Source organism: Streptomyces sp. NPDC004561, from assembly GCF_053602155.1.
Window position 1 is genome coordinate 1 of record NZ_JBSGDB010000131.1, and the last position, 20229, is coordinate 20229.

A 20229-nucleotide genomic window follows, 5' to 3' on the forward strand; every position below is an offset into this window, starting at 1 on the left:
CCGCGTGGCCAGGGGCGAGTTGGTCCGGGCCACCCACGAGGGCCTCTTCCGGGTGTACGGCCATCCCCTGGTCACCCACCGGCCGCTCACCGGCATGGCCCCGGCGAACGGCGTCCTGGTGTGGCGCAAGGACGACACCACGGCGAAAGTCCGGGCCTTCGCCGCGCCGGCCGCCGAACTGGCGGGAGGCCGCCAGGACATGGCGGCCTCCGCGAACGGCCGGCGGGTCCGGCCCGGCCGAGCCGGGTGCCGTCGCCCCCGTGCCGTCCCTCAGTCGAACAGAGTGGACGTGCCGTCCTGCCGCACCACGCACAACGCCCAGATGATGAATGCGGACAGGGCGATCAGCACGATCGACCAGACCGGGTAGTACGGCAGGGAGAGGAAGTTGGCGAGGATCACCAGTGAGGCGATGGCCACGCCCGAGACCCGCGCCCACATCGCCACCCGGAACAGTCCGTAGCAGACGAGGAGGGCGACGACACCCAGGATCAGATGGATCCAGCCCCAGCCGGTGAGACTGAACTTGAAGACGTAGTTGCGCGTGGTGAGGAAGACGTCGTCCTGGGCGATCGCCATGATGCCGCGGAAGATGTCCAGCACGCCGACGAGCAGGAGCATCACCGCTCCGAACGCCGTCAGGCCGGTCGCCCATTGGTCCTTGGCGGTGGGCGCGTGCGCGGCGGGTGTAGTGGCGGTCATCGTGCTACCTCGTTTCTCTCCGGTGCGCGGTGCTCAGTGCGCGGAGGGGACTGCTCCCGAGCGGTCGGACGGCGCGTTGCCGGCGAGCACCAGTGCCTTCGCCCGGCGGAACTCGTCCTCGGTGATGTCGCCGCGGGACTTCATCTCGGACAGCTTCGCGAGTTCGTCCGCGCTGGTGGGACCTGTCTTGGCGGTCTCGCGGACGTAGCTGTCGAAGGCCTGCTGCTGCGCGCGCGCCTGTTCGACCTCCCGGCGGCCCATGCCCTTGCCGCGGGCGATCAGGTAGACGAAGACGCCCAGGAACGGCAGGACGACGACGCAGACGCACCAGGCGGCCTTGCCCCAGCCGCTCAGCTGGTCGTCGCGGAAGAGGTCGGCGATGACGCGGAAGAGCAGCACGAACCACATGATCCACAGGAAGAACACCAGCATGGACCAGAAGACGCTCAGCGCCGGATAGTCATACGCGAGGTAGGTCTGCGCGCTCATGTCGCTTCCTCCGTCCCGGGTCTGCGCCCGGTAGTCGATGCGTACCGTTCCAGCCTGCGCGGGCGGGCCGCGGGCCGCCTCACCCGGTGCGGGTGAACGGTGGTCACGGCGTCACGGGACGCGGTTCGTCGCGGGACGCTCCGGTGGCGGCGGCCAGGACCGCCGTCACGGCCAGCACGACCAGGACCAGTACGAGGACGAGGACCACCACACCGACCGTGGGGTAGTTCCACAGCAGCAGTGCCAGGGCGCCGGCCCCGATGGTGACGCCGGTCGTCCACGCCCGGTGTGCGGTCAGCCACTCTCCGGCGTGACCGGTGTTCACACCGGCCCGGTTCAGCTGCCGTCCGGCCGCCGTGGCGCCCCGCTGCGAGGTGTGCCGCACGGCGCGGGCCGCTCTGCTCGGCCCGTACAGGAAGGCGGCGACCGCCGTGATCAGGGCGACGACGAGCAGCGTCCGGACGCTGTCGCGCAGGAAGCGGACGAAGGTGTCGTAGATCGCCGCGGCGGCGTCGGGTGGCAGCGTGGCCGGGGGGACCGAGTCGAGATAGATGCGCCGGGCGACGACCAGGGCCACGAGCAGGACGATCATCATGGCGGCGACGCCGAGGGAGACGGCCATCAGCATCACCCGGTGTCCGGGAGCCGCCCACACGGCGGCGGCGGCCGCGCACAGGGCGAGCACGGGCATCCAGGTGCCGACGATGTCGAGCAGCCGCATCGCGTTCTGGGCCTTGGTGAGCTTGTCGGTGCGGAACAGGGTCACCGAGCGGTCTACCTGCGGGATGGCCGAGGCCTGCTTGAAGCCGGCGTCGACGAGCCGCTTCTGCACCTGGTCGATCACCACCCCGATGTCCAGCTGGACGGTGTCGCCGCTGGCCTTGAGCGCTCCCTGCCCCTCTCCGGTGAGCATGCCGACCACCGCGGACTGCGCCCGCCGGTTGCCCGTCACCCATGCCTCCTTGAAGATGTCGCTGGTCACCACGCGGTTGATGACGCGGTGCACCACCGTCTGCACGGCGGAGCGCAGCGGACCCGCGAGCACCTTGGACGCGTCGACCACCCGGGGCGGCGCTCCGTTGTCCGCGAGCGCCTTGGTGAGCGAGGCCGTCACCGCCTGGACGTCCACCTGGGACACCACGCGGTCGGTCAGATGGTTCACGAGGGCGTTCTGGACGGCGGGTTCCGAGGCGAGCGGTGCGACGGTCTGCACGTACCGGTCGGTGTCGGCGACCGTGTCGTGGACCCAGACCGCGACGACGGTCAGGGGCGCGAGGACGATCGTGAGCACGAGGAGGACCGCGGCGGCCACCTGGCGCAGCCGCCGGTGCCGTACCCGGGAGGCGCGGCGGAGCCGCTCGTACTCGGCGAGTTCCTCGTCGGTCAGGACGTGACCGGACTGGGCGGGCCCGTCGGAGCGGGACGGTTCGGAGGCGGTACCCGGGGCCATGTCTCCTCCTGTGCGGGCGTGTCGCCCGTAGGGGACGTGTGCGAGCGGCCGGTGGCGGGGGTGCGGAGGGCTGCGTGGCGGGCGGTCAGCTCGGCGCGGACCTGCGCAGCGCGGCCCGCCAGGCGAGGGCGAGTCCGGCCTCGGCCAGGCCGAGCAGCACGAGCCACAGGCCCAGCAGCCGGGTCAGCGCCACGGCGGACTGGGCCGGCAGGGCGAGGACCACGACGCCGGCGAGCATGCCGATCACCGCGGCGCCGATGACGAAGCCCCGGTGGGGCAGGTCCCTGGCCCCGAGGGCGGCGTGGAGGACGAGGATGCCGGACACCAGCCAGACGATCCCCACGATCAGCGACAGGGCGGTGACGGTCTGCAGGGGGTGTCTCAGGCACAGCACGCCGGCCAGCACGTACAGCGCCGCGACGAGGAGGCGGGTCACCCGTTCGCCGGCCGCCTCCCGGCCGAAGGACTCCACGAAGCGGAAGGCCCCGGTCAGCAGCAGGTACAGGCCGAGGATCACGGCCAGCACATGCAGGGTCTCGTCCGGCCAGACCAGGATCAGGACGCCGGGCACCAGGGAGACGAGGGCCGATCCGAGGATCCAGGTCCAGGACCGGCCCATCTCGGCCAGCGCGTCCGCAGGGTCGGTGGCCGCCGGGAAGGAGGCCCCGTCGGGAGCCTGTTCCGACCCGGTGTACGGCCTGTGACCACGTGAAACGGTCATGGCTCCTCCTCACGTGCTCCAGAGCCGCTCCGGACCGGCCCGACGGGGCCGTGTGCGGGGACCTCACGGAGCCAGCGTCCGCCGGTGGGGCGCGGCCCGGATCACCCCTGGCGGGTGATCCGGCTTCGGGGCCGGGGCGCTGAGGTGGATGGCGAGGGCAGGCGGGCCGGCCTGCGCCGAGCGGCGGAAGAGACAGGCGATGACCGATCCAGTGGCTGCCGGTTCGACGCGGACCTCGCCGGAAGGTGCTCCGCGGCCCGGCCGGCACGGTCGCCGGGCCGCGGCCCTGACGCTCGCCCGGACGGTGGGCATCGTGGCCGGCCTGGTCACCGCGTACTACCTGGTGCCCCTGGACACGCGCACCACGCTGGGGACGTCCTTCCTGCTCCTGTGCGGTCTCGTCGCGCTCCTCCTGGTCTTCGGGTGGGAGGCCTGGCTCATCGTGCACTCGCCGCACCCGCGGCTGAAGGCCGTCGAGGCCCTGGCCGCCACGGTCGCCCTCTACCTGGTCGTCTACTCCAGCGTCTACTTCCTGATCGAGCGTGACGCTCCCGGCTCCTTCACCGAGCCGCTGACCAGGACGGACGCCTTGTACTTCACCCTCACCACGTTCACCACCGTGGGGTACGGCGACATCACCGCACGGTCGGAGACGGGCCGGGTGGCGGTGATGTGCCAGATGGTGTGCGGCCTGCTGATCCTGGGCGTCGCCGCACGGCTGGTCGCGGCCGCGGTCCAGGCCGGGCTGCGCCGGCAGGGACGGGAGCCGCCGGCCTAGGGGCCGGCGCGATCCGGAAGCGGTCCGCGGGAGGTTCGTGTCATGAGCACACCGAGCACCATCACCTCGTTCCTGTCGCCCGAGGAGCGGGCGGCCCACGGCAGGAGGGCACGCGCACGAGTGCCGCGCGCCTCGCACGGGTGGTTCGAGGCGGCCGCCGGCCGGCCCGACCCGATCGAACTGCTGGAGCGTCAGTCGGCCTCCCGGCTGCCCGAGTTGGTGCCGGTCCGCTACGGCCGCATGCTCGAATCACCGTTCCGCTTCTACCGGGGGGCTGCCGCCGTCATGGCGGCGGACCTCGGCGCCCTGCCGCACACGGGCCTGACGGTGCAGCTGTGCGGGGACGCCCACCTGCTCAACTTCCGGCTGATGGCCTCGCCCGAACGGCGCCTGGTCTTCGACATCAACGACTTCGACGAGACCCTGGCCGGGCCCTTCGAATGGGACGTCAAGCGGCTGGCTGCCAGCTTCGTGATCGCCGGCCGCGCCAACGGCTTCACCGCGAAGGAGCAGGACGCCACGGTGCGGACCTGTGTGAGCGCCTACCGGCAGCGCATGCGGGAGTTCGCCGGCATGCGCACCCTGGACGTCTGGTACGCGCAGGACGACACCGACCGGATGCGGGAACTGCTCGCCTCGTCGATGGACCGCACGACCCGGCGCCGTACGGACCGGGCGACGGCCCGGGCCCGCACACGCACCCATCTCCAGGCGTTCGAGAAACTCACCCGGATCACCGCGGAGGGACGGCGGTTCGTACCGGACCCGCCGCTGATCGTGCCGCTGCGAGGACTGCTGTCCGGCTCCGGCGACGTCCAGGAGCAGCAGGAGGAGAAGGAACTGCGCGGGGTCATCGACGCGTACGCGCGCACCCTGTCCTCCGAGCGTCGTCATCTGCTGCGCCACTACCACCTGGTCGACCTCGCCCGGAAGGTGGTGGGCGTCGGCAGCGTCGGCACCCGGTGCTGGATCCTGCTGATGCTGGGCCGGGACGACACCGACCCGCTCCTGCTGCAGGCCAAGGAGGCGCAGGAGTCGGTGCTCGCCGCCCACACCGGCGGCCCCGGCCACGACAACCAGGGCCGCCGCGTGGTCAGGGGTCAGCGGCTGATCCAGACGGGAAGCGACATCTTCCTGGGCTGGACCCGGGTGACGGGCCCGGACGGGCGAAGCCGGGACTTCTACGTCCGCCAGCTGCGGGACTGGAAGGGCATCGCCCGGCCGGAGACCATGGACCCGGCCCTGCTGGACCTGTTCGCCCGGCTGTGCGGGGCGAGTCTGGCGCGTGCCCACGCCCGGTCCGGTGACCCGGTCGCGATCGCCGCGTACCTGGGGTCCGGCGACCGCTTCGACCGGGCGCTCACCCGATTCGCCCAGGCCTACGCCGACCTGGGCGAGCGGGACTTCGAGGCGCTGGGTGCCGCCGCGCGGTCGGGGCGGGTGCGGGCCAGGACCCTGTGAGGGCGGGGCGGGGACACGGCTCGGGGATCACTCGGGCGCCTGGCGCATCTCCAGCACCCGCAGCCCCAGCGACTGGCAGCGGGCCAGCAGCCCGTACAGGTGCGCCTCGTCGAGAACCAGGCCGAACAGGATGGTGTGACCGGACATCACCACATGATCCAGCTCCGGGAACGCCTTGGCCAGCGTCTCCGTCATCTCCCCGTCGACGCAAATCTCGTAGCGCATGAGGTGCTCTCCCCCGCGTTCCGCGGACGGTCGTACCCTGCCCCTGTTCCTGCGATCCTCCGCCCCGGTCCGCCGCCCGGCCTCACCCGTCGCAGGTGATACGGGCCCGGACCGCTCGCTCGCACGTCAGTGGGTCAGGGAGAGCTTGAAGGAGAGGATCAGCAGACCGAGGAGCAGATTGACCGAAGCGGTGCCGGCCGCCAGGTACCAGGAGGCCCCGGCCCGCCGTGCGGCGGCCCAGGACCAGCCCATCTGGCCGGCCACGGCGACCGCGAGGGCCAGCCAGTAGGCACCGGCTGCGTCCAGGCCCAGCAGGGGGCTGACGGCCACCGCGACGGCCGGCGGGACGGCCGCGTTGACGATGGGCCACTCGTCACGGCAGACGTGCAGGACGGCCCGGCGGTTCAGCGGCTGCTGGGCCAGCCGCGCCCCGAACAGCTGGGCGTGGACGTGCGCCAGCCAGAACGCCACGCCGGTGAGCAACAGCAGCAGCACCAGCTCGGGCCGGGCGATGGAGCCGGCCGCGGCCGCGCCGACGACCACCGACACGGCGAGCATCGACCCGTACACCCCGCCCGTGTAGTCGGCGTGGGCCCGCTCCTCCGGGGCGCGCCTGCCGGCCGTGGCGTTCCGGGTTCCGGACATCGGGGCCTCCCGTGCTGTCGGGGTCCGGTGGACCCGGTGCTCACAGCAGTCCCAGGTCACGTGCGCGGTGCACCGCGTCGTGCCGCCGGTTCACGGCCAGTTTCCGGTAGGCGCTCTTCAGATGGGTCTTGACCGTGTTGACCGACACGTACAGATCCGCGGCGATCTCCTCGGTGGACATCATCTCGGCCAGCCGGCGCAGGACGTCGCGTTCGCGTCCGCTCAGCTCCTCCACCACCGGCAGCGGCGGCTGTCCCTCCGGCGCCCTGGGGCCGCCCGGTGACACCGTGCCGGGGGTGAGCCAGCCCTCGGCCAGGGCGCGCAGCGGCATCGTGCCGAGCAGTGGCTTCAGCCACGGTCCGGCCTCGGCGAAGGGGCGCCGCAGCCGCTCGCGCCGGGCCTCGCGCAGCGCCTGGGCGACCAGCCGGCGCTGGGCGGCGCGGTCCCCGGCCTCGCCCGCGAGCTGCGCCCTGACCAGTGCGGCCCGGACGGTCACCGCGGGGCCGACGCCGTGCTGCGGCCGCATCTGTTCGAGCAGGCCGGCCGCGCTGTCGGCGCGGCCCGCGGCCAGCTCCGCCTGCGCCGCCCCCACCAGGCACACCGGTTCCTCGCCGGGCTCCTCCTCCAGCAGCTTCACGGCCGTCTCCGGCCGGCCCTCGGCGAGGTGCGCCGCGGCGGCCAGCAGCGCCGTGTACGACTCGGCCCAGGGGGACGCCACATCGGCGGCGACCCTCCGGTCCGCCGCTTCGAGCGCGGCCTCGGTGTCGCCGCGGGCCAGCAGGACCCGTCCGGTGACGATGGCCTGCCCGGCCTGTGTCACCGGGTCGCACATCGGGTGCCGGGCGTCCGCCACGGCGTCGAGGAGCGCCTCGGCCCGGTCCAGTTCGTCGCGGTCCGCGGCCACCGCCGCCAATACCAGCGAGCCGAGCCCCGCCCCGGGGGCCGAGGGCGGGCCCGAGCGGTCTGCGGCTGACAGCGCGGCGAGGGCCTTGCGCTCGGCCCGGCCCGGCCAGCCCTTCAGATAGTCGATCAGGGCCAGGTGACCCAGGCACTCCTCGCGCACCGGTGCCGTGGACACCGTCCGTCCGGAGTCGACGACGGTGGTCAGGGCCCCGCGGGCGTCCGCGAACCGGCCTGCCCACAGCCGTGCCGAGCCGAGATGGGTGAACAGCAGGGCGGTCAGCTCGGGATGCTCGTCCAGCAGCCGGCCGGGCACCTCCTGCCGAAGCTCCTCGGCGGCCTGCGCGGCCATCTCCGCCCGCCCGGGCGAGCCGGTCAGCCGCGCGGCCAGGGTCTCCAGCAGCGCACAGCTCAGCCGGGCCGCGGCCAGGTCGGGTGCGGCGTCCTCGGACGTCCCGGTCTCCCCGGCCAGCGCCCGTGCGGCCTGTTCGAGGTGCGGCAGGCCGCGGTCCAGGTCGCAGCGGGACAGCTCACGGGCCGCGCGGACCAGATCGGTGACGGCGGTCCTCGGCTCGGGTCCCATGCCGGAGAAGAGCGTGCACAGGGCGTCGGAGTGCAGGCCGGTGAAGAGTTCCCCGATGGCGAGATCGCCGACGAGGGCACCCGCGGCGGACTCCCAGTCGTCCGCGGCGGCCGCGTGGTCCAGGGTCTCGGCGAGCGGACCCGAGTGCCGCAGCCAGCGCGCCGCCCGGCGGTGCAGTTCGGCTTCCAGCCCGGGAGAGCGCACCCGCAGATGGGCGCGCAGGATCTCCCGGAACAGCGGATGGAGCCGGAACCAGGCGTGCCCGAGCTGCTCGACGAAGGCGTTCTCGCGGTGCAGGCCGGTGAGGATGAGTTCGGCGTCGGTGCGTCCGGTGAGCGCGTCGGCGAGGGCCGGGCAGAAGCGGTCGAGGATGCTGATGCGCAGCAGCAGGTCCTGGGTCTCGGCCCGCTGCCGCTTGAGCACCTCGGCCAGCAGGAAGTCGCCGATCGTGGTGCGGTCGGCCTCGAACTCCTTCAGGTACGTCTGCGGATCGGTCTCCCCCTGCGCCGCCAGGGCGCACAGCCGCAGGCCCGCCGCCCAGCCCCGGGTGCGCTCCACCAGCGAGGTGACGCCGCCGGCCGGGAGGCTCAGGCCGTGCAGCGCCAGCAGGTCGGCCGCTTCCTCGGGGGTGAAGGCCAGCTCGTCGTTCCTGATCTCGGCGACGGCGCCGGCCGCACGGTAGCGGTGCAGCGGGAGCAGCGGCTCGGTGCGGGTGACGAGCACCAGGCGCAGGCCGTCTCCCGCGTGCCGCAGGACGAACTCCAGCTGGTCGGCGATCTCCGGGGCGGTGACCCGGTCGTACTCGTCGATCACCGCAATGACGGGGAGGTCCCGGGCGCCCAGCTCCGCGGCGAGCCGGGTGAGCAGCGCCTCGTCCACGCGGCCCGCCTCGGCCGGGACGCCGACCTCGTCGGAGGGTGTCACGCCGGCCACGCGCAGGGCCTGCAGGAGGTAGGCCCAGAAGGTGCCGCAGCCCTTGTCCGCGACCTGCGCGGTGAGCCAGGCGACGCGGCCGTCGAGGCCCGCGGCCCAGTCGGCGACCAGCAGTGTCTTGCCCGCGCCCGCGGCCCCGTCGACCAGGGTCAGCGGTTTGCGCAGGGCCTCGTCCAGGTGTCTGACCAGCCGGTCGCGGCGCAGGAAGGTCACCGGGAGCGTCGGTACGGCGAAGCGCGTCCGCAGAAAGGGATCTCCGCAGGGGTCGGAACTCCCGCCTCCGGAGTCCGGTCCGGTCTCGTCCAGCACGGCCATGGTTCACCGCCACTGATGTCGTCAGGTCGCGGACAACACGCCCCCTCCTCTCTCATGGTGTCCCTGTACGCCGATCGCGCCACATGGGCCGGTGGTCCCTGACTGGGGCAGAACATCCCCATGCCCGGACCGAGACCGGGTGCTCGGGGCCGTGCGTACAGTCTGACCTGCGAAAACGCTACTGGGTGCCCCCTATGGACAGGGGGCACCCAGTACCGGCCGGCGACGCCGGGGCGCGGGGCTCAGTCCGTCGTGGACGACGCGCGCCGCGGCAGCTTCCAGTTCGGTCGCGGGAAGTGGCAGGTGTAGCCCTCAGGGTAGCGCTCCAGGTAGTCCTGGTGCTCGGGCTCCGCCTCCCAGAAGTCGCCCACGGGCTCGACCTCCGTGACCACCTTCCCCGGCCACAGCCCGCTCGCCTCGACGTCGGCGATCGTGTCGACGGCGACGCGGTGCTGCTCCTCGTCGGCGTAGTAGACGGCGGACCGGTAGCTGCGCCCGATGTCGTTGCCCTGGCGGTCCCTGGTGGTCGGATCGTGGATCTGGAAGAAGAACTCCAGAATGTCGCGGTAGCTCGTGGCCGTGGGATCGAAGAGGATCTCGATGGCCTCGGCATGGTCGCCGTGGTTGCGGTACGTGGCGTTCGGGGTGTCGCCACCGCTGTAGCCGACGCGGGTGGCCACCACGCCCGGCTGCTTGCGGATCAGATCCTGCATGCCCCAGAAACAACCGCCCGCCAGTACGGCCCGCTCGGTTCCCACTGTCATCGATCGCTCCCTGAAGCTCGGGCCGGCACGGTCCAGACGTTGCCGGTCGCATGGTCACCCAGCCTAATACCGTCCCCGAGCAGCCAACCAACGGCCGCCGCCGGTGCGGTGGAACGGGCTCGCGGGAGTCCCGGGAGCCCCTTCGCGCACCCGCCGTCCGGGCGGTCAGGCGGCTCCCCCGCCCCCGCTCGGCGTCGGCCCCGGGGCGATCGAGAAGCCGAGGACGAGTCCGTTGCCGGCGGCGTCGGCCGAGGTGAGCGCGACACCGCAGGGCAGGCCGGTGACGGCCACGGTCCGGGGCCTCAGCTCGTCCCGCAGTCCGGAGGCGGCCGGCAGGGCGGCGAGGTCGCCGACCGCCGTACTGCGGCCGAGGACGCTCACCGTCACGGGCGTGACGGTGAAGGCGTGCGCGGTCGTGGACACCTCGGCCCGCACGGTGACCGGCAGTCCCAGCCGGCCGACGCTCCCGGCGAGGATCAGGTCGCCGACCTGGCCGCCGGCGGTCAGGCCGCCGCCCAGCGCGCCCAGGCGCCGGGTCACCTGGTCGTATCCGACGGTGGCGGTCCCCGTGCCGCCGGCGCTGTCTCCGTTCGTCGTGACGTCCTTCAGGCGGACGGTCACGTCCATCACGGCGTGCTGACGGTGTACGCCCTCGGCGCTCACCTCGACGTCGCCCACCTCCCCGCCGAGGGTGCGCAGGCCCGCGAGCGGGGTGGTGAGTTCGGCGTGCACCGGGCCGTGCGGCCCGAGCCGGCGCGAGGCCCGGGCGACGACCCGTTCCTCGGTCCTGTGCTCGACGAGGAGATCGGTCGCGCAGGTGAGGAGGGCCAGGGTCACGGCGGTCGCGGCGAGGACGACGCGGGTCCTTCTGCGACGGTTCGATGTCACGGTGTCACTGCTCCGGGTCGGTCGGCTCATGGGCGGTCAGGCGTGCAGGCGCGGCAGGACCCGGTCGAGCCGGCGGGGTATCCACCAGTTCGCCCTGCCGATCAGGAACATGGCGGAGGGCACCAGGATCAGGCGGACCACCGTCGCGTCGACGATCACGCTGATCGCCAGCCCCAGGGCGAGCATCTTCACGACCACGGTCGGCGAGGCGGTGAAGGACAGGAACACCGCGGTCATGATGAAGGCCGCCGCGGAGATCACACGCGCCGTCGCTGACAGGCCCTCCCCGACGGCCAGCCGGTTGTCACCGGTGCGGTGCCAGGCCTCGGCGATCCGGGACAGCAGGAAGATCTCGTAGTCCATGGACAGGCCGAAGACGATCGCGAACATCATCATCGGGACGTACGACTCGATCGGCACCGGCTCCGACAGGCCGAGCAGCGAGTCGCCCCAGCCCCACTGGAAGACCGCGACGAGCACGCCGTAGGACGCGGCCGTGGTGCAGAGGTTGAGGACGACGGCCTTGAGCGGGATCACCAGGCTGCGGAAGACCGTCATGAGCAGCAGGAAGGCGAGGACCAGGACGATGCCGATGACGATGGGCAGGCGTGTACCGACCGTGTCTCGGAAGTCGGCCTGGCCGGCCACGGTTCCGGTCAGATAGGCCTCGGCTCCCGTGCCGTGCAGGGCCTTGGGCAGCGTCCGCCCGGAGAGGGCGCCGAGCAGGTCGCCGGTCGCGGCGTCCTGCGGGCCGGTGGCCGGGGTGACCGTGGTGACGAGGATCCTCCCGTCGGCGCTCGCCCTGACGGGGGTGAAGGCGGCCACGCCGTGGGTGGTCCGCAGGGCCGTGGTCACGTCGTTCGAGATCCGGTCCACCGGCGACTTCGCCCCGCTCACGTCGACGACGGTGACGATCGGGCCGTTCGCCCCCGGCCCGAAGCCCTGCCCGTCGGCCTGCGCGATCCAGTCGTACGCGGTGCGGGTGCTGCTGCCGGGCCGGTCGGCACCGGCGTCGACGTGGCCGAGGCGCATCGACAGCAGCGGTACGGAGCACACGCCGAGCACTGCGACGCCGACGGCCAGGAACGTCCAGGGGCGCCGGGCGACGAGGTCGGCGTAGCGGTTGCGGCCGTCGCCGGCCGCCGTGCCCTCGGCGACCGGGCGGCGCAGCCGGAGCCGGTCGACGCGCCTGCCGACCAGCCCCAGGGCCGCCGGTACGAGGGTGAGGGCGGCCGCGGCGGTGACGACGACGGCGAGGGTGGCGGCGAGGCCGATCTTGCCGATGAAGGTCAGCCCGCAGGCGTAGAGACTGAGCATGGCGACGGCCACGGTCAGGGCGGCGACGAGGACGGCGCGTCCGCTGGTGTGCGCCGTGCGGGCCGCCGCCTCGACCGGGTCGCGTCCGTCGATGAGGTCCTGGCGGAAGCGTGTCGTCAGGAACAGGGCGTAGTCGATGCCGACGCCCAGGCCGATCATGCCGGCGAGGGTCGTGGCCGAGGTCGCGAAGGAGAGCGTGGCGGCGACGATGCCCACGATGCCGAGGCCGACCCCGACGCTGATCAGCGCGGTGACCAGCGGCAGCAGAGCGGCGAGGACGCTGCCGAAGGCGAGCAGCAGGATGACGAGGGCGGTGACGACGCCCACGCACTCGCTCAGCCTGTCGTCGGCCGGTGCGCGGACCACCTGGTCCAGGTCGCCGCCGTAGGCGACGCCCAGCCCTGCCGCGCGGGCGGGCCGGGTCGCCTCGTCGAGCCGCCCGGTGTAGTCGTGGCCGAGGTTCTTCAGCTGCTCGTCGAAGGAGACGGTGGTGTAGGCGGTGCGTCCGTCGGCGCTGGTCACGGGCGCGGAGGCGGCGGTGACGTGCGGCAGGCCGCGCAGGTCGGCCAGGGTGCGGTCGAGCGCGGAGCGCTGCGCGGCGACGGTGCCGGAGCCGGTGTGGAAGACGACCTTGCCGCTCGGCCGGCCCGCCTGGGGCATGGAGGCGGCCAGGAGGTCGGAGCCGGTGTGGGAGGCGGTGCCGGGCAGGCTCACCTGGTCGCTGAAGGTGGGCGCGGCGAGGTGCCGACCGGCCAGGGCGGCGACGAGGACCAGCAGCCAGGCGGCGGCAACCATCGCCGGGTGCCGGGCGCAGAAGCCGCCGAGGCGGCCGAGTCCGCCGCGGGCGGCGGGCGGCTCCGCCGTCGGATGCGCGGCGGTGTGCGCCGCGGTGGGCGCTGGTGGGTGCTGCGGGGGTGGGGCCACCGTGGTCTCCAAGGAAAAGTGTCACGAGTGACACGAACTCTAGAGATGAAATGGCATGCATGACAATTGGCAGTCATGCCATTCGCGTGTGCGACGACCCTCGGCGGGCGCGCGCGTCACGGGTACGACGGTCCTGGGATGGCACGGGTGTCGATTGACAGTCGTGACGCCATGGCGGGAGGCTTCGGAGCATGCCGAGTGAGATCACCCCCGCTGGACTGCGCGAACGCAAGAAGGAGGAGACGCGGCGCCTCCTGCTGGAAGGGGCCGCGCGGCTGTTCAAGGAGCGCGGCTTCGAGGCCACGACGGTCGCGGACATCGCCGCACACGCGAACGTCTCCGTGCGCACGTTCTTCCGCTACTTCGAGAGCAAGGAGGCGCTGCTGCTGCCGGACGGCGTCGAGATCTTCGCCTACGTCGAGAACGCCCTGGCCCGTCGTCCGGCGGACGAGGATCCCCTGGACGCGGTGTGCAACGCCCTGCTGGAGGCGGCCGAGCCGTTCGCGGCCTCCACTCTGACCGCCCTCAGTCATCCGGTCCAGGACATCGAGAACGTCGTCACGGCCCGGCTCGTCCAGGCCTTCTCCGACTTCGAGGAACGGCTCACCGTCCTGGTTCAGCGCAGGCTGCCCCCGGACACGCGGGACGCCGACCTCACGGCCTCCGTGATCGCGTGCGCCGCCCTCTCGGCGGTGCGCGCCGTACTGCGGACCCGCCGGGCCCGCCGCGCGTCCGGCATCACGGACACCGGCCCGGCGCCCCTGCTGCGGGCCTTCGGGATCCTGCGCGGGATCGGCGCTCCCGGACGGCCCTGACCGCGGGCGGGGGCCGGTGGCCGCGGCGGGACCGGTTCCGGTCCGTCACGGCTCGGGAGTCCGCGGGACCCACGGCTCTGGAGTACGCCGGCCCCGCCGCCCGGGCGGCCTCACAGCTTGGCGCCGAAGTCCTGGGTCCACCACGGGCCGCCGGTGCCCTTGTGCACGCCCACGCCGATGTCCTTGGAGGAGCAGTTGAGGATGTTGGCGCGGTGGCCGGGGCTGTTCATCCAGGACTGCATCACGGAGTCCGCGGTCTGCTGGCCCTGGGCGATGTTCTCGCCGTACGTGGACCAGCGGTAGCCGGCGGCGGTGATGCGCTGCCCGGGGTCGGCGCCGTCCGGGTTGGTGTGGTCGAAGAAGTGGCGGGCGGCCATGTCGTCGGAGTGGCCCTGGGCCGCCTTCTCCAACTGCGGGTTCTCGGTGAGCGGACCGCAGCCGGCGGTCGCACGCTCCTTGTTCACCAGCGCGACGACCTGCTCGACGGTGCCCGCCGGGGCCGGGGCGGACTGCGGGGTGACGGCCGGGACGGGAGCCGGCCGCGTCGTCGGTGCCTTCTTGGCGGGGCTCGGGGTCCTGGCCGGTTTCGCCTTCTTCGCCTTCTTCGACGGTGAGGCGGACGGCGAGGGGGACTTCGAGGCCGACGGCGACGGGACGGTGCTGGGTGCGGAGAGGTCCACGGCGGCGGCCGCGGTCGGCGCGGCGCTCGCGCCCCCGCCGGTCCCGGAGTCCGTACCGAAGTACCAGAGTCCGCCACCCGCCACACAGGCCGCGACGACGGCGCCGCCGACGGCCCGTCGGCGCAGCCGCCTGCGCCGACGGGACTCGCCGCGCGAGGCGGCCCGGCGTCCGGTGCCCGGCCCCGGTCCGTCGCCGCCCTTGGACGCGCCGAGCCGGGTCGCCGAACCGGCCGGGGCCATCCCGTCCGAGGCGGAGCGCACGCTCGCGACCAGCGCGGGTGTCGCCGCGACCAGCGCCAGACCGGCCAGCAGCCCCTCCGCGGGCATCAGTCCGCTCCACAGGCCGGAGCAGCGGGCACAGCCGCGGGCGTGCCGGGCTATTCGCTTGCGCCACAGCGCCGACGGCCTGCCGTCCCAGGAGGCCAGCACGACCCGCAGCTCGTCGCACAGCGGCCGCGCCTCGAGCGCTCGTACGACCACCCGGGCCGCCTCCAGCTGCGCCTTCATCCGCTGCACCCGGACCGCCGTGTGCTGGGGCGGCAGATCCAGGGCCGCGGCGACCTCGGCCCGGGTCAGCTCACCGGCGCACTCCAGCCACCACAGGGACAGCAGCCCCCGGTCGTCGGGCTCCAGCCAGCGTGTCGCGTGCGCGGTCTCCTGGCGCTGTCCCGCGAGCTGCAGCTGCACCACCGTCAGGTCGACGAAGTCGGCGCCCGGGTCCGCCAGCTCCTCTGCCTCCTCCACCGTGCCCGGGGCGGACTGCCGGTCCTGCCAGTGCGTGCGGACCTGGTTCATCGCGATCGCCACGAGCCAGGAACGGAAGCGCTCGGGAGTGCGCAGCCCGCCCAGACCGTCGAGGGCGCGCAACATGGTCTCCTGCACCACGTCGTCGACGTCCACCGTGCCGTTCAGAGCCCGCCCCACGATGTTGTAGACCAGCGGGAGGTAGGCGCTGACCAGGGCGTCCTGCGCCTGCGCGTCCCCCTCTCGGGCGGCGGTCACCAGTGCCGCCGTGTCCACCTCGTGCTGTGTGCTCATCAGATGATTCCCGTCCTCGACGCCGAACGATTGTGTCCGATGCCTGGGAGACCGCTGGGCACGCCCCGGATAACAGGTATTCGCACACCGATTTCCGGGCGCCGTCATTCGGCGGTCCGGCGTCACCGGCGCGTCGGGGTGCCGAACGACGTGCGGATGTGCGGCGACCGCGGTCCGAGGACACGCCAGGGGCCGTGTGAGACCGTGGTGTCAGAAAGCCCTCGCGCGGATGGGGCCGACACCATGGGTCTGAGGGATCTCGCCAACGGGCACCAGGGTGATCCGTTCGGCATCACGGCTGCCGCCGTCGTCGTCGTGGACGGGCACGGCCTGATCCGCTACTGGAACGAGCGGGCCGAGACCCTGCTCGGCCATCCGGCGCCCGATGTGCTGGGGCGGCCCGCCACCTCCGTCCTCGTGGGCGGCGACTCGCTGGCGTCCGCGCTGTCCACGGCGCAACGCGTCGGGGAGGGCTGGGAGGGCCTGCTCACCGCACGCCACCGTGCGGGCCACCCGGTCGAACTGGCCCTGCGGGCCTGCCCGCTGCGCGCGGAGCAGGACTCCGCCTGGCTCGTCGCGGCCTGTGAGGTCGCCGACGCGCGCCGCTGGGACCTCGACCAGGCGGTGATGCGCGGGCTCCTGGAGGAGTCGCCGATCGGCATCGCCGTCCTCGACGCCGAGCTGCGCTTCCAGTGGGTGAACCAGGTGCTGGCCGCCATGGAGGGCCTGCCGCCGCACCTCGGTGCCGACCGGACGACCGCGCCCCCAGGGCCCGGACAGGTGCCGCCGGCCGTGGACTGGCAGGCACGCCAGGCGCTGATGTCCGGCCAGGTCACACCGGCGGTGGAGCATGTGACGGCCCCGCCGGGCGTGTCGCGCCGGAACTCGCAGGGCCACCTCAGGCTCCGATCGTCGTTCCCGCTCAGGGACTTCGAGGGCAAGACGCTCGGCGTGTGCCACACCGCCGTGGACTTCACCGCCGAGGACCGGGCACGCGAGCGGCTGGCCCTGGTCAACGAGGCGGCGCAGCGCATCGGCACCACCCTGGACCTCGACCGCACGGTGCAGGAACTGGCCGAGGTGATCGTGCCGCAGCTCGCCGACTTCGTCGCGATCGACCTCTTCCAGGGCGTGCTCGCCGCCCGGGACCTCACCCCCGGACCGGTCACCGGTGGCCCGCTGCAGCGGGCGGTGCACCTGTCGATCCGCGAGGAACTGCCGGAGGCGATCGTCCCCATCGGAGCGGTCAGCGAATATCCGCCGAGGTCCCCGCAGGAGCGCTGCCTGACCACCGGCCGGCCGATCCGCGACCCGGTCCTGTCGCCGTCGACGTGGTGGCTCGCCGGTGATCAGCAGCGGCTGGCCAAGATCGCCACTCTCGGGGTGCACACCCACATGGTGGTGCCGCTCCGGGCCCGGGGCGTGACCATGGGAGTGGTCACGCTGCTGCGCTGGCAGAACCCCAACCCGTTCGACGAGGACGACCTGCTGCTGGTGGAGGAGCTGGTGACGCGGGCCGCGGTGTGCGTCGACAACGCCCGGCGCTTCGTCCGTGAACACAACGCGGCCCTCGCCCTCCAGACCAGCCTGCTGCCGCCCGACCTGCCCCAGCACTGCGCCGTCGACGTCGCCTACCGCTATCTGCCGGCCGACGCCGAGGCCGGCGTGGGCGGCGACTGGTTCGACGTCATCCCGCTGTCCGGAGCGCGCGTCGCCCTGGTCGTGGGTGACGTCGTCGGCCACGGCATCCACGCCGCCGCCAGCATGGGCCGGCTGCGTGCGGCCGTGCAGACGCTCGCCGATCTGGACATGCCGCCCGACGAACTCCTCGCCCACGTCGACGACCTCGTCCTGCGGCTCGCGGACGAGGCGGAAGCGGTCACCCACGGCCCGGTGGTGATCGGCGCGACCTGCGTCTACGCCGTGTACGACCCGATCTCGCGGAAGCTCAGCGTGGCGCGCGCCGGACACCCGACCCCCGCCATCGCCCACCTCAGCGAGCCGGTGGAACTCCCCGACATCCCGGCCGGGCCGCCGCTGGGGCTCGGGGGCCTGCCCTTCGAGTCGGCCGAGTTCGAGCTGGAGGAGGGCAGCGTCGTCGCCCTCTACACCGACGGCCTCATCGAGGCATCGGACCGCGACGTCGACATCGGCTTCGAGCGGCTCTGCTTCGCCCTCGCCCACCCGGACCGGCCGCTGGAGGAGATCTGCGACACGATGGTCCGCATTCTCCTCCCGGACCATCCGCACGACGACGTCGCCTTCCTCATCGCCCGGACGCGTGCCCTCCCCCCGGACCGGGTGGCCTCCTGGGAGGTGCCCGCCGACCCGCGCGCGGTGCACGAGGCGCGGGACAACGCCGCCCGCCGGCTGGCGGCGTGGGGACTGGAGGACGTCGCGTACACGACCGAGCTGATCGTGAGCGAACTGGTCACCAACGCCCTCAAGCACGCCTGCGGGCCGATCGGCCTGCGTCTGATCCACGAACGGGCGCTCATCTGCGAGGTGTCGGACGCCAGCAACACCTCCCCCCATCTGCGCCGTGCCCACAGCACCGACGAGGGCGGCCGCGGTCTCTTCCTGGTCGCGCAGGTCGCGCAACGCTGGGGCACGCGGTACACCCCCACGGGCAAGACCATCTGGACGGAGCAGCAGCTGCCGGGCGGCGGCCCCTGCTGAGACCGGCCGAAGCGCTCAGGCCAACTCTCGCTCGCCCGAGGTGAGTTCACTCAGAAACCCGAGTGACTCCCAGTTGGTCTAGTCCTCTTGACGGCCGGGCGCGCGGGCGGTTTGGTATGTACCAACGTTCCGCCCCGCACGGCACCACACCCCACCTCCCCACGCCGAGAGGCATCCCCGGAAGGGGAAATGTCATGCACCTGGCAAGATTTGCGGCTGCCGCCTGCGCGCTCGCGTTCGCGGGCGCCGGCGCGGCCGTCGCGCCGGCATCCGCCGCCGGCGCCGCGACGAGCAGCGTCTACACGGTGGCTCCCTACGTCGACATGACGAACGGCCAGGAGGGCATGCTCGACACGGCCGTCACCGGCCACCGCCTCAAGGCCTACACGGCGGCCTTCGTGCTCGGCGAGGGCTGCACCCAGATCTGGGGCGACACCCTCCCCATCGGCAACGACTCCTACACCGACCCCGAGATAGCCAGGGCGCGGTCCGAGGGCGCCTCCGTCATCGTGTCCTCCGGCGGCGCGAGCGGCGAGCCGCTCGCCTGGACCTGCACCACCCAGAGCAGCATCGACGCCGGATACCGGGCCATCGTCGACGACTACGGCGTCAGTCAGCTGGACTTCGACGTCGAGGGCGCCGCCGTCGCGGACACCGCGGCCGCCGCCCGTCAGATGCAGGCGATGAAGGACCTCAAGGCGGCCGACCCCGGCCTGCGGTTCTCCATGACCCTGCCGGTGCTGACGAGCGGGCTCACCGACGACGGCGTCAACATCCTCAAGGCCGCCAAGAACGCGGGCATCAGGATCGACGTCGTGAACATCATGGCCATGGACTACTACGCGGGCACCGGCACCGAGATGGGCCAGGGCGCGGTCTCCGCCGCCAGGGCCACACTGGCGCAGATGCAGTCCGTCGACTCCGGCTACACCTACGCCAACCTCGGGATCACCCCGATGATCGGCAAGAACGACGACGGTTCCACCTTCACCCTGGCCGATGCCCGGACGGTGGAGAGCTTCGCCACGCAGAACGGCGTCGGGCGGCTGGCCTTCTGGTCGGTCAACCGGGACCAGCAGTGCGGCGGCAGCGCCAACTCGCTGCCCACGTGCAGCGAGATCGGCCAGAACAGCCTCGCCTTCACGGACGCGTTCGTGCCCTACGAGGGCAGTTCGGGCGGCGGCGGGGGCACGACCAGTGACTTCTCTCTGTCCCTGGCCCCCGGCTCCGCCTCGGCCGCCCAGGGCGGATCCGCGACCGCGACCGTCTCCACGGCCGTCACCTCGGGCAGCGCCGAATCCGTCGGCCTCTCCGCCTCCGGCGCGCCCTCCGGGCTCGGCGTCTCCTTCAGCCCCGGCTCCGTCACCTCCGGCGGCAGTTCGACGCTGACGGCGACGGTCGGCGCGTCCGTGGCGCCGGGCACCTACCCGATCACCGTCACCGGCACGGCGGCCGGCGGCAGCCACAGCGCGACCTACACCCTCACCGTCACCGCCGGCGGGGGCGGCGGAGGCGGCGGCTCGCTGGTCAACGCCGGCTTCGAGACCGGCGGCCTCAGCCCCTGGACCTGCACGGGCGGCAGCACGGTGGTCTCCGGCCCGGTCCACACCGGCGGCCACGCCCTCGACGTCACCCCGGATTCGAGCAGCACCGGCGAATGCGACCAGGCCGTCGCCCTGTCCCCCGACCACACCTACACGCTCACCGGCTGGGTCCAGGGCCCCTACGCCTACGTCGGGGTCAGCGGCGGCGCCACCGCGAGCACCTGGTCGAACAGCACGGACTGGAACCAGCTGAAGGTCACCTTCACCACCGGTGGCAGCGGAGCCGTCACCGTCTTCGTCCACGGCTGGTACGGCCAGGCCGACGTCCACGCCGACGACTTCACCCTGGGTTAGACACCGGGCGCTCCTGCGCGCGCC

Annotated in this window: 17 protein-coding genes; 5 read left to right on the top strand and 12 right to left on the bottom strand. The window is 73.0% G+C overall.

Features of this window, described 5'->3' with window-relative positions; translation table 11 throughout:
• From ACWEN3_RS19040 to ACWEN3_RS19060, 5 genes are all read right to left on the bottom strand, one after another.
• Positions 1-201, bottom strand: a 201-nt coding sequence (locus ACWEN3_RS19040) for a hypothetical protein (RefSeq protein ID WP_452972059.1), incomplete at its 3' end; no start/stop codon positions are given.
• 69 nt (positions 202-270) lie between these two features.
• The gene (locus tag ACWEN3_RS19045; protein WP_452972062.1) at positions 271-702 is read right to left on the bottom strand and encodes a DUF7144 family membrane protein; all 432 of its coding nucleotides are present in this window, start codon (positions 700-702) and stop codon (positions 271-273) included.
• A gap of 33 nt (positions 703-735) precedes the next feature.
• Positions 736-1191, bottom strand: coding sequence for an SHOCT domain-containing protein (locus ACWEN3_RS19050; protein WP_452972065.1), 456 nt, complete (start codon positions 1189-1191; stop codon positions 736-738).
• 103 nt (positions 1192-1294) lie between these two features.
• Positions 1295-2641, bottom strand: coding sequence for a hypothetical protein (locus ACWEN3_RS19055; protein ID WP_452972067.1), 1347 nt, complete (start codon positions 2639-2641; stop codon positions 1295-1297).
• 85 nt (positions 2642-2726) lie between these two features.
• Positions 2727-3362 carry an HdeD family acid-resistance protein gene (locus ACWEN3_RS19060; RefSeq protein WP_452972070.1) on the bottom strand — a complete coding sequence of 212 codons (636 nt, stop codon included), beginning with the start codon at positions 3360-3362 and terminating at the stop codon, positions 2727-2729.
• 199 nt (positions 3363-3561) lie between these two features.
• On the opposite strand from ACWEN3_RS19060, the gene ACWEN3_RS19065 reads away from it, so the two are divergent.
• Both ACWEN3_RS19065 and ACWEN3_RS19070 read left to right on the top strand, forming a co-directional pair.
• Entirely contained in the window at positions 3562-4140 is a 579-nt protein-coding gene (locus ACWEN3_RS19065; RefSeq protein WP_452972072.1) for an ion channel, read from the top strand.
• A 42-nt stretch (positions 4141-4182) separates the two neighbouring features.
• Positions 4183-5601 (top strand): DUF2252 domain-containing protein, encoded by a 1419-nt coding sequence (locus ACWEN3_RS19070; protein ID WP_452972075.1) that lies wholly within the window; start codon positions 4183-4185, stop codon positions 5599-5601.
• Positions 5602-5628: 27 nt separating this feature from the next.
• Here the strand turns inward: ACWEN3_RS19070 and ACWEN3_RS19075 are convergent, their stop codons facing one another.
• The 6 genes from ACWEN3_RS19075 to ACWEN3_RS19100 form a co-directional block, all read right to left on the bottom strand.
• Positions 5629-5826: a hypothetical protein gene (locus ACWEN3_RS19075; protein ID WP_452972078.1), complete on the bottom strand. Its 198-nt coding sequence runs from the start codon at positions 5824-5826 to the stop codon at positions 5629-5631.
• Between the two features lie 126 nt (positions 5827-5952).
• Positions 5953-6471 carry a hypothetical protein gene (locus ACWEN3_RS19080; protein WP_452972081.1) on the bottom strand — a complete coding sequence of 173 codons (519 nt, stop codon included), beginning with the start codon at positions 6469-6471 and terminating at the stop codon, positions 5953-5955.
• Positions 6472-6511: 40 nt separating this feature from the next.
• Entirely contained in the window at positions 6512-9202 is a 2691-nt protein-coding gene (locus ACWEN3_RS19085) for a LuxR C-terminal-related transcriptional regulator (RefSeq protein WP_452972084.1), read from the bottom strand.
• 242 nt (positions 9203-9444) lie between these two features.
• Positions 9445-9966, bottom strand: coding sequence for a peptide-methionine (S)-S-oxide reductase MsrA (gene msrA, locus ACWEN3_RS19090; RefSeq protein WP_452972087.1), 522 nt, complete (start codon positions 9964-9966; stop codon positions 9445-9447).
• 165 nt (positions 9967-10131) lie between these two features.
• Positions 10132-10854 carry a hypothetical protein gene (locus tag ACWEN3_RS19095; RefSeq protein ID WP_452972090.1) on the bottom strand — a complete coding sequence of 241 codons (723 nt, stop codon included), beginning with the start codon at positions 10852-10854 and terminating at the stop codon, positions 10132-10134.
• A 36-nt stretch (positions 10855-10890) separates the two neighbouring features.
• A complete protein-coding gene (locus ACWEN3_RS19100) occupies positions 10891-13095 on the bottom strand; it encodes an MMPL family transporter (RefSeq protein ID WP_452972092.1) in 2205 nt (734 codons plus the stop codon).
• Positions 13096-13286: 191 nt separating this feature from the next.
• Between ACWEN3_RS19100 and ACWEN3_RS19105 the strand changes: the two genes are divergently transcribed.
• Positions 13287-13910 (top strand): TetR/AcrR family transcriptional regulator, encoded by a 624-nt coding sequence (locus tag ACWEN3_RS19105; RefSeq protein ID WP_452972095.1) that lies wholly within the window; start codon positions 13287-13289, stop codon positions 13908-13910.
• A gap of 110 nt (positions 13911-14020) precedes the next feature.
• Here ACWEN3_RS19105 and ACWEN3_RS19110 read toward each other — a convergent pair whose 3' ends face one another.
• Positions 14021-15628, bottom strand: a complete 1608-nt coding sequence (locus ACWEN3_RS19110) for a sigma-70 family RNA polymerase sigma factor (RefSeq protein ID WP_452972098.1) — start codon at positions 15626-15628, stop codon at positions 14021-14023.
• 243 nt (positions 15629-15871) lie between these two features.
• Between ACWEN3_RS19110 and ACWEN3_RS19115 the strand changes: the two genes are divergently transcribed.
• Both ACWEN3_RS19115 and ACWEN3_RS19120 read left to right on the top strand, forming a co-directional pair.
• On the top strand, positions 15872-18307 hold the full coding sequence (locus tag ACWEN3_RS19115) for a SpoIIE family protein phosphatase (RefSeq protein WP_452972099.1): 2436 nt from the start codon (positions 15872-15874) through the stop codon (positions 18305-18307).
• Between the two features lie 194 nt (positions 18308-18501).
• Complete coding sequence (locus ACWEN3_RS19120) at positions 18502-20205, top strand: carbohydrate binding domain-containing protein (protein ID WP_452972102.1); 1704 nt, start codon at positions 18502-18504, stop codon at positions 20203-20205.
• Positions 20206-20229: the final 24 nt, after the last annotated feature.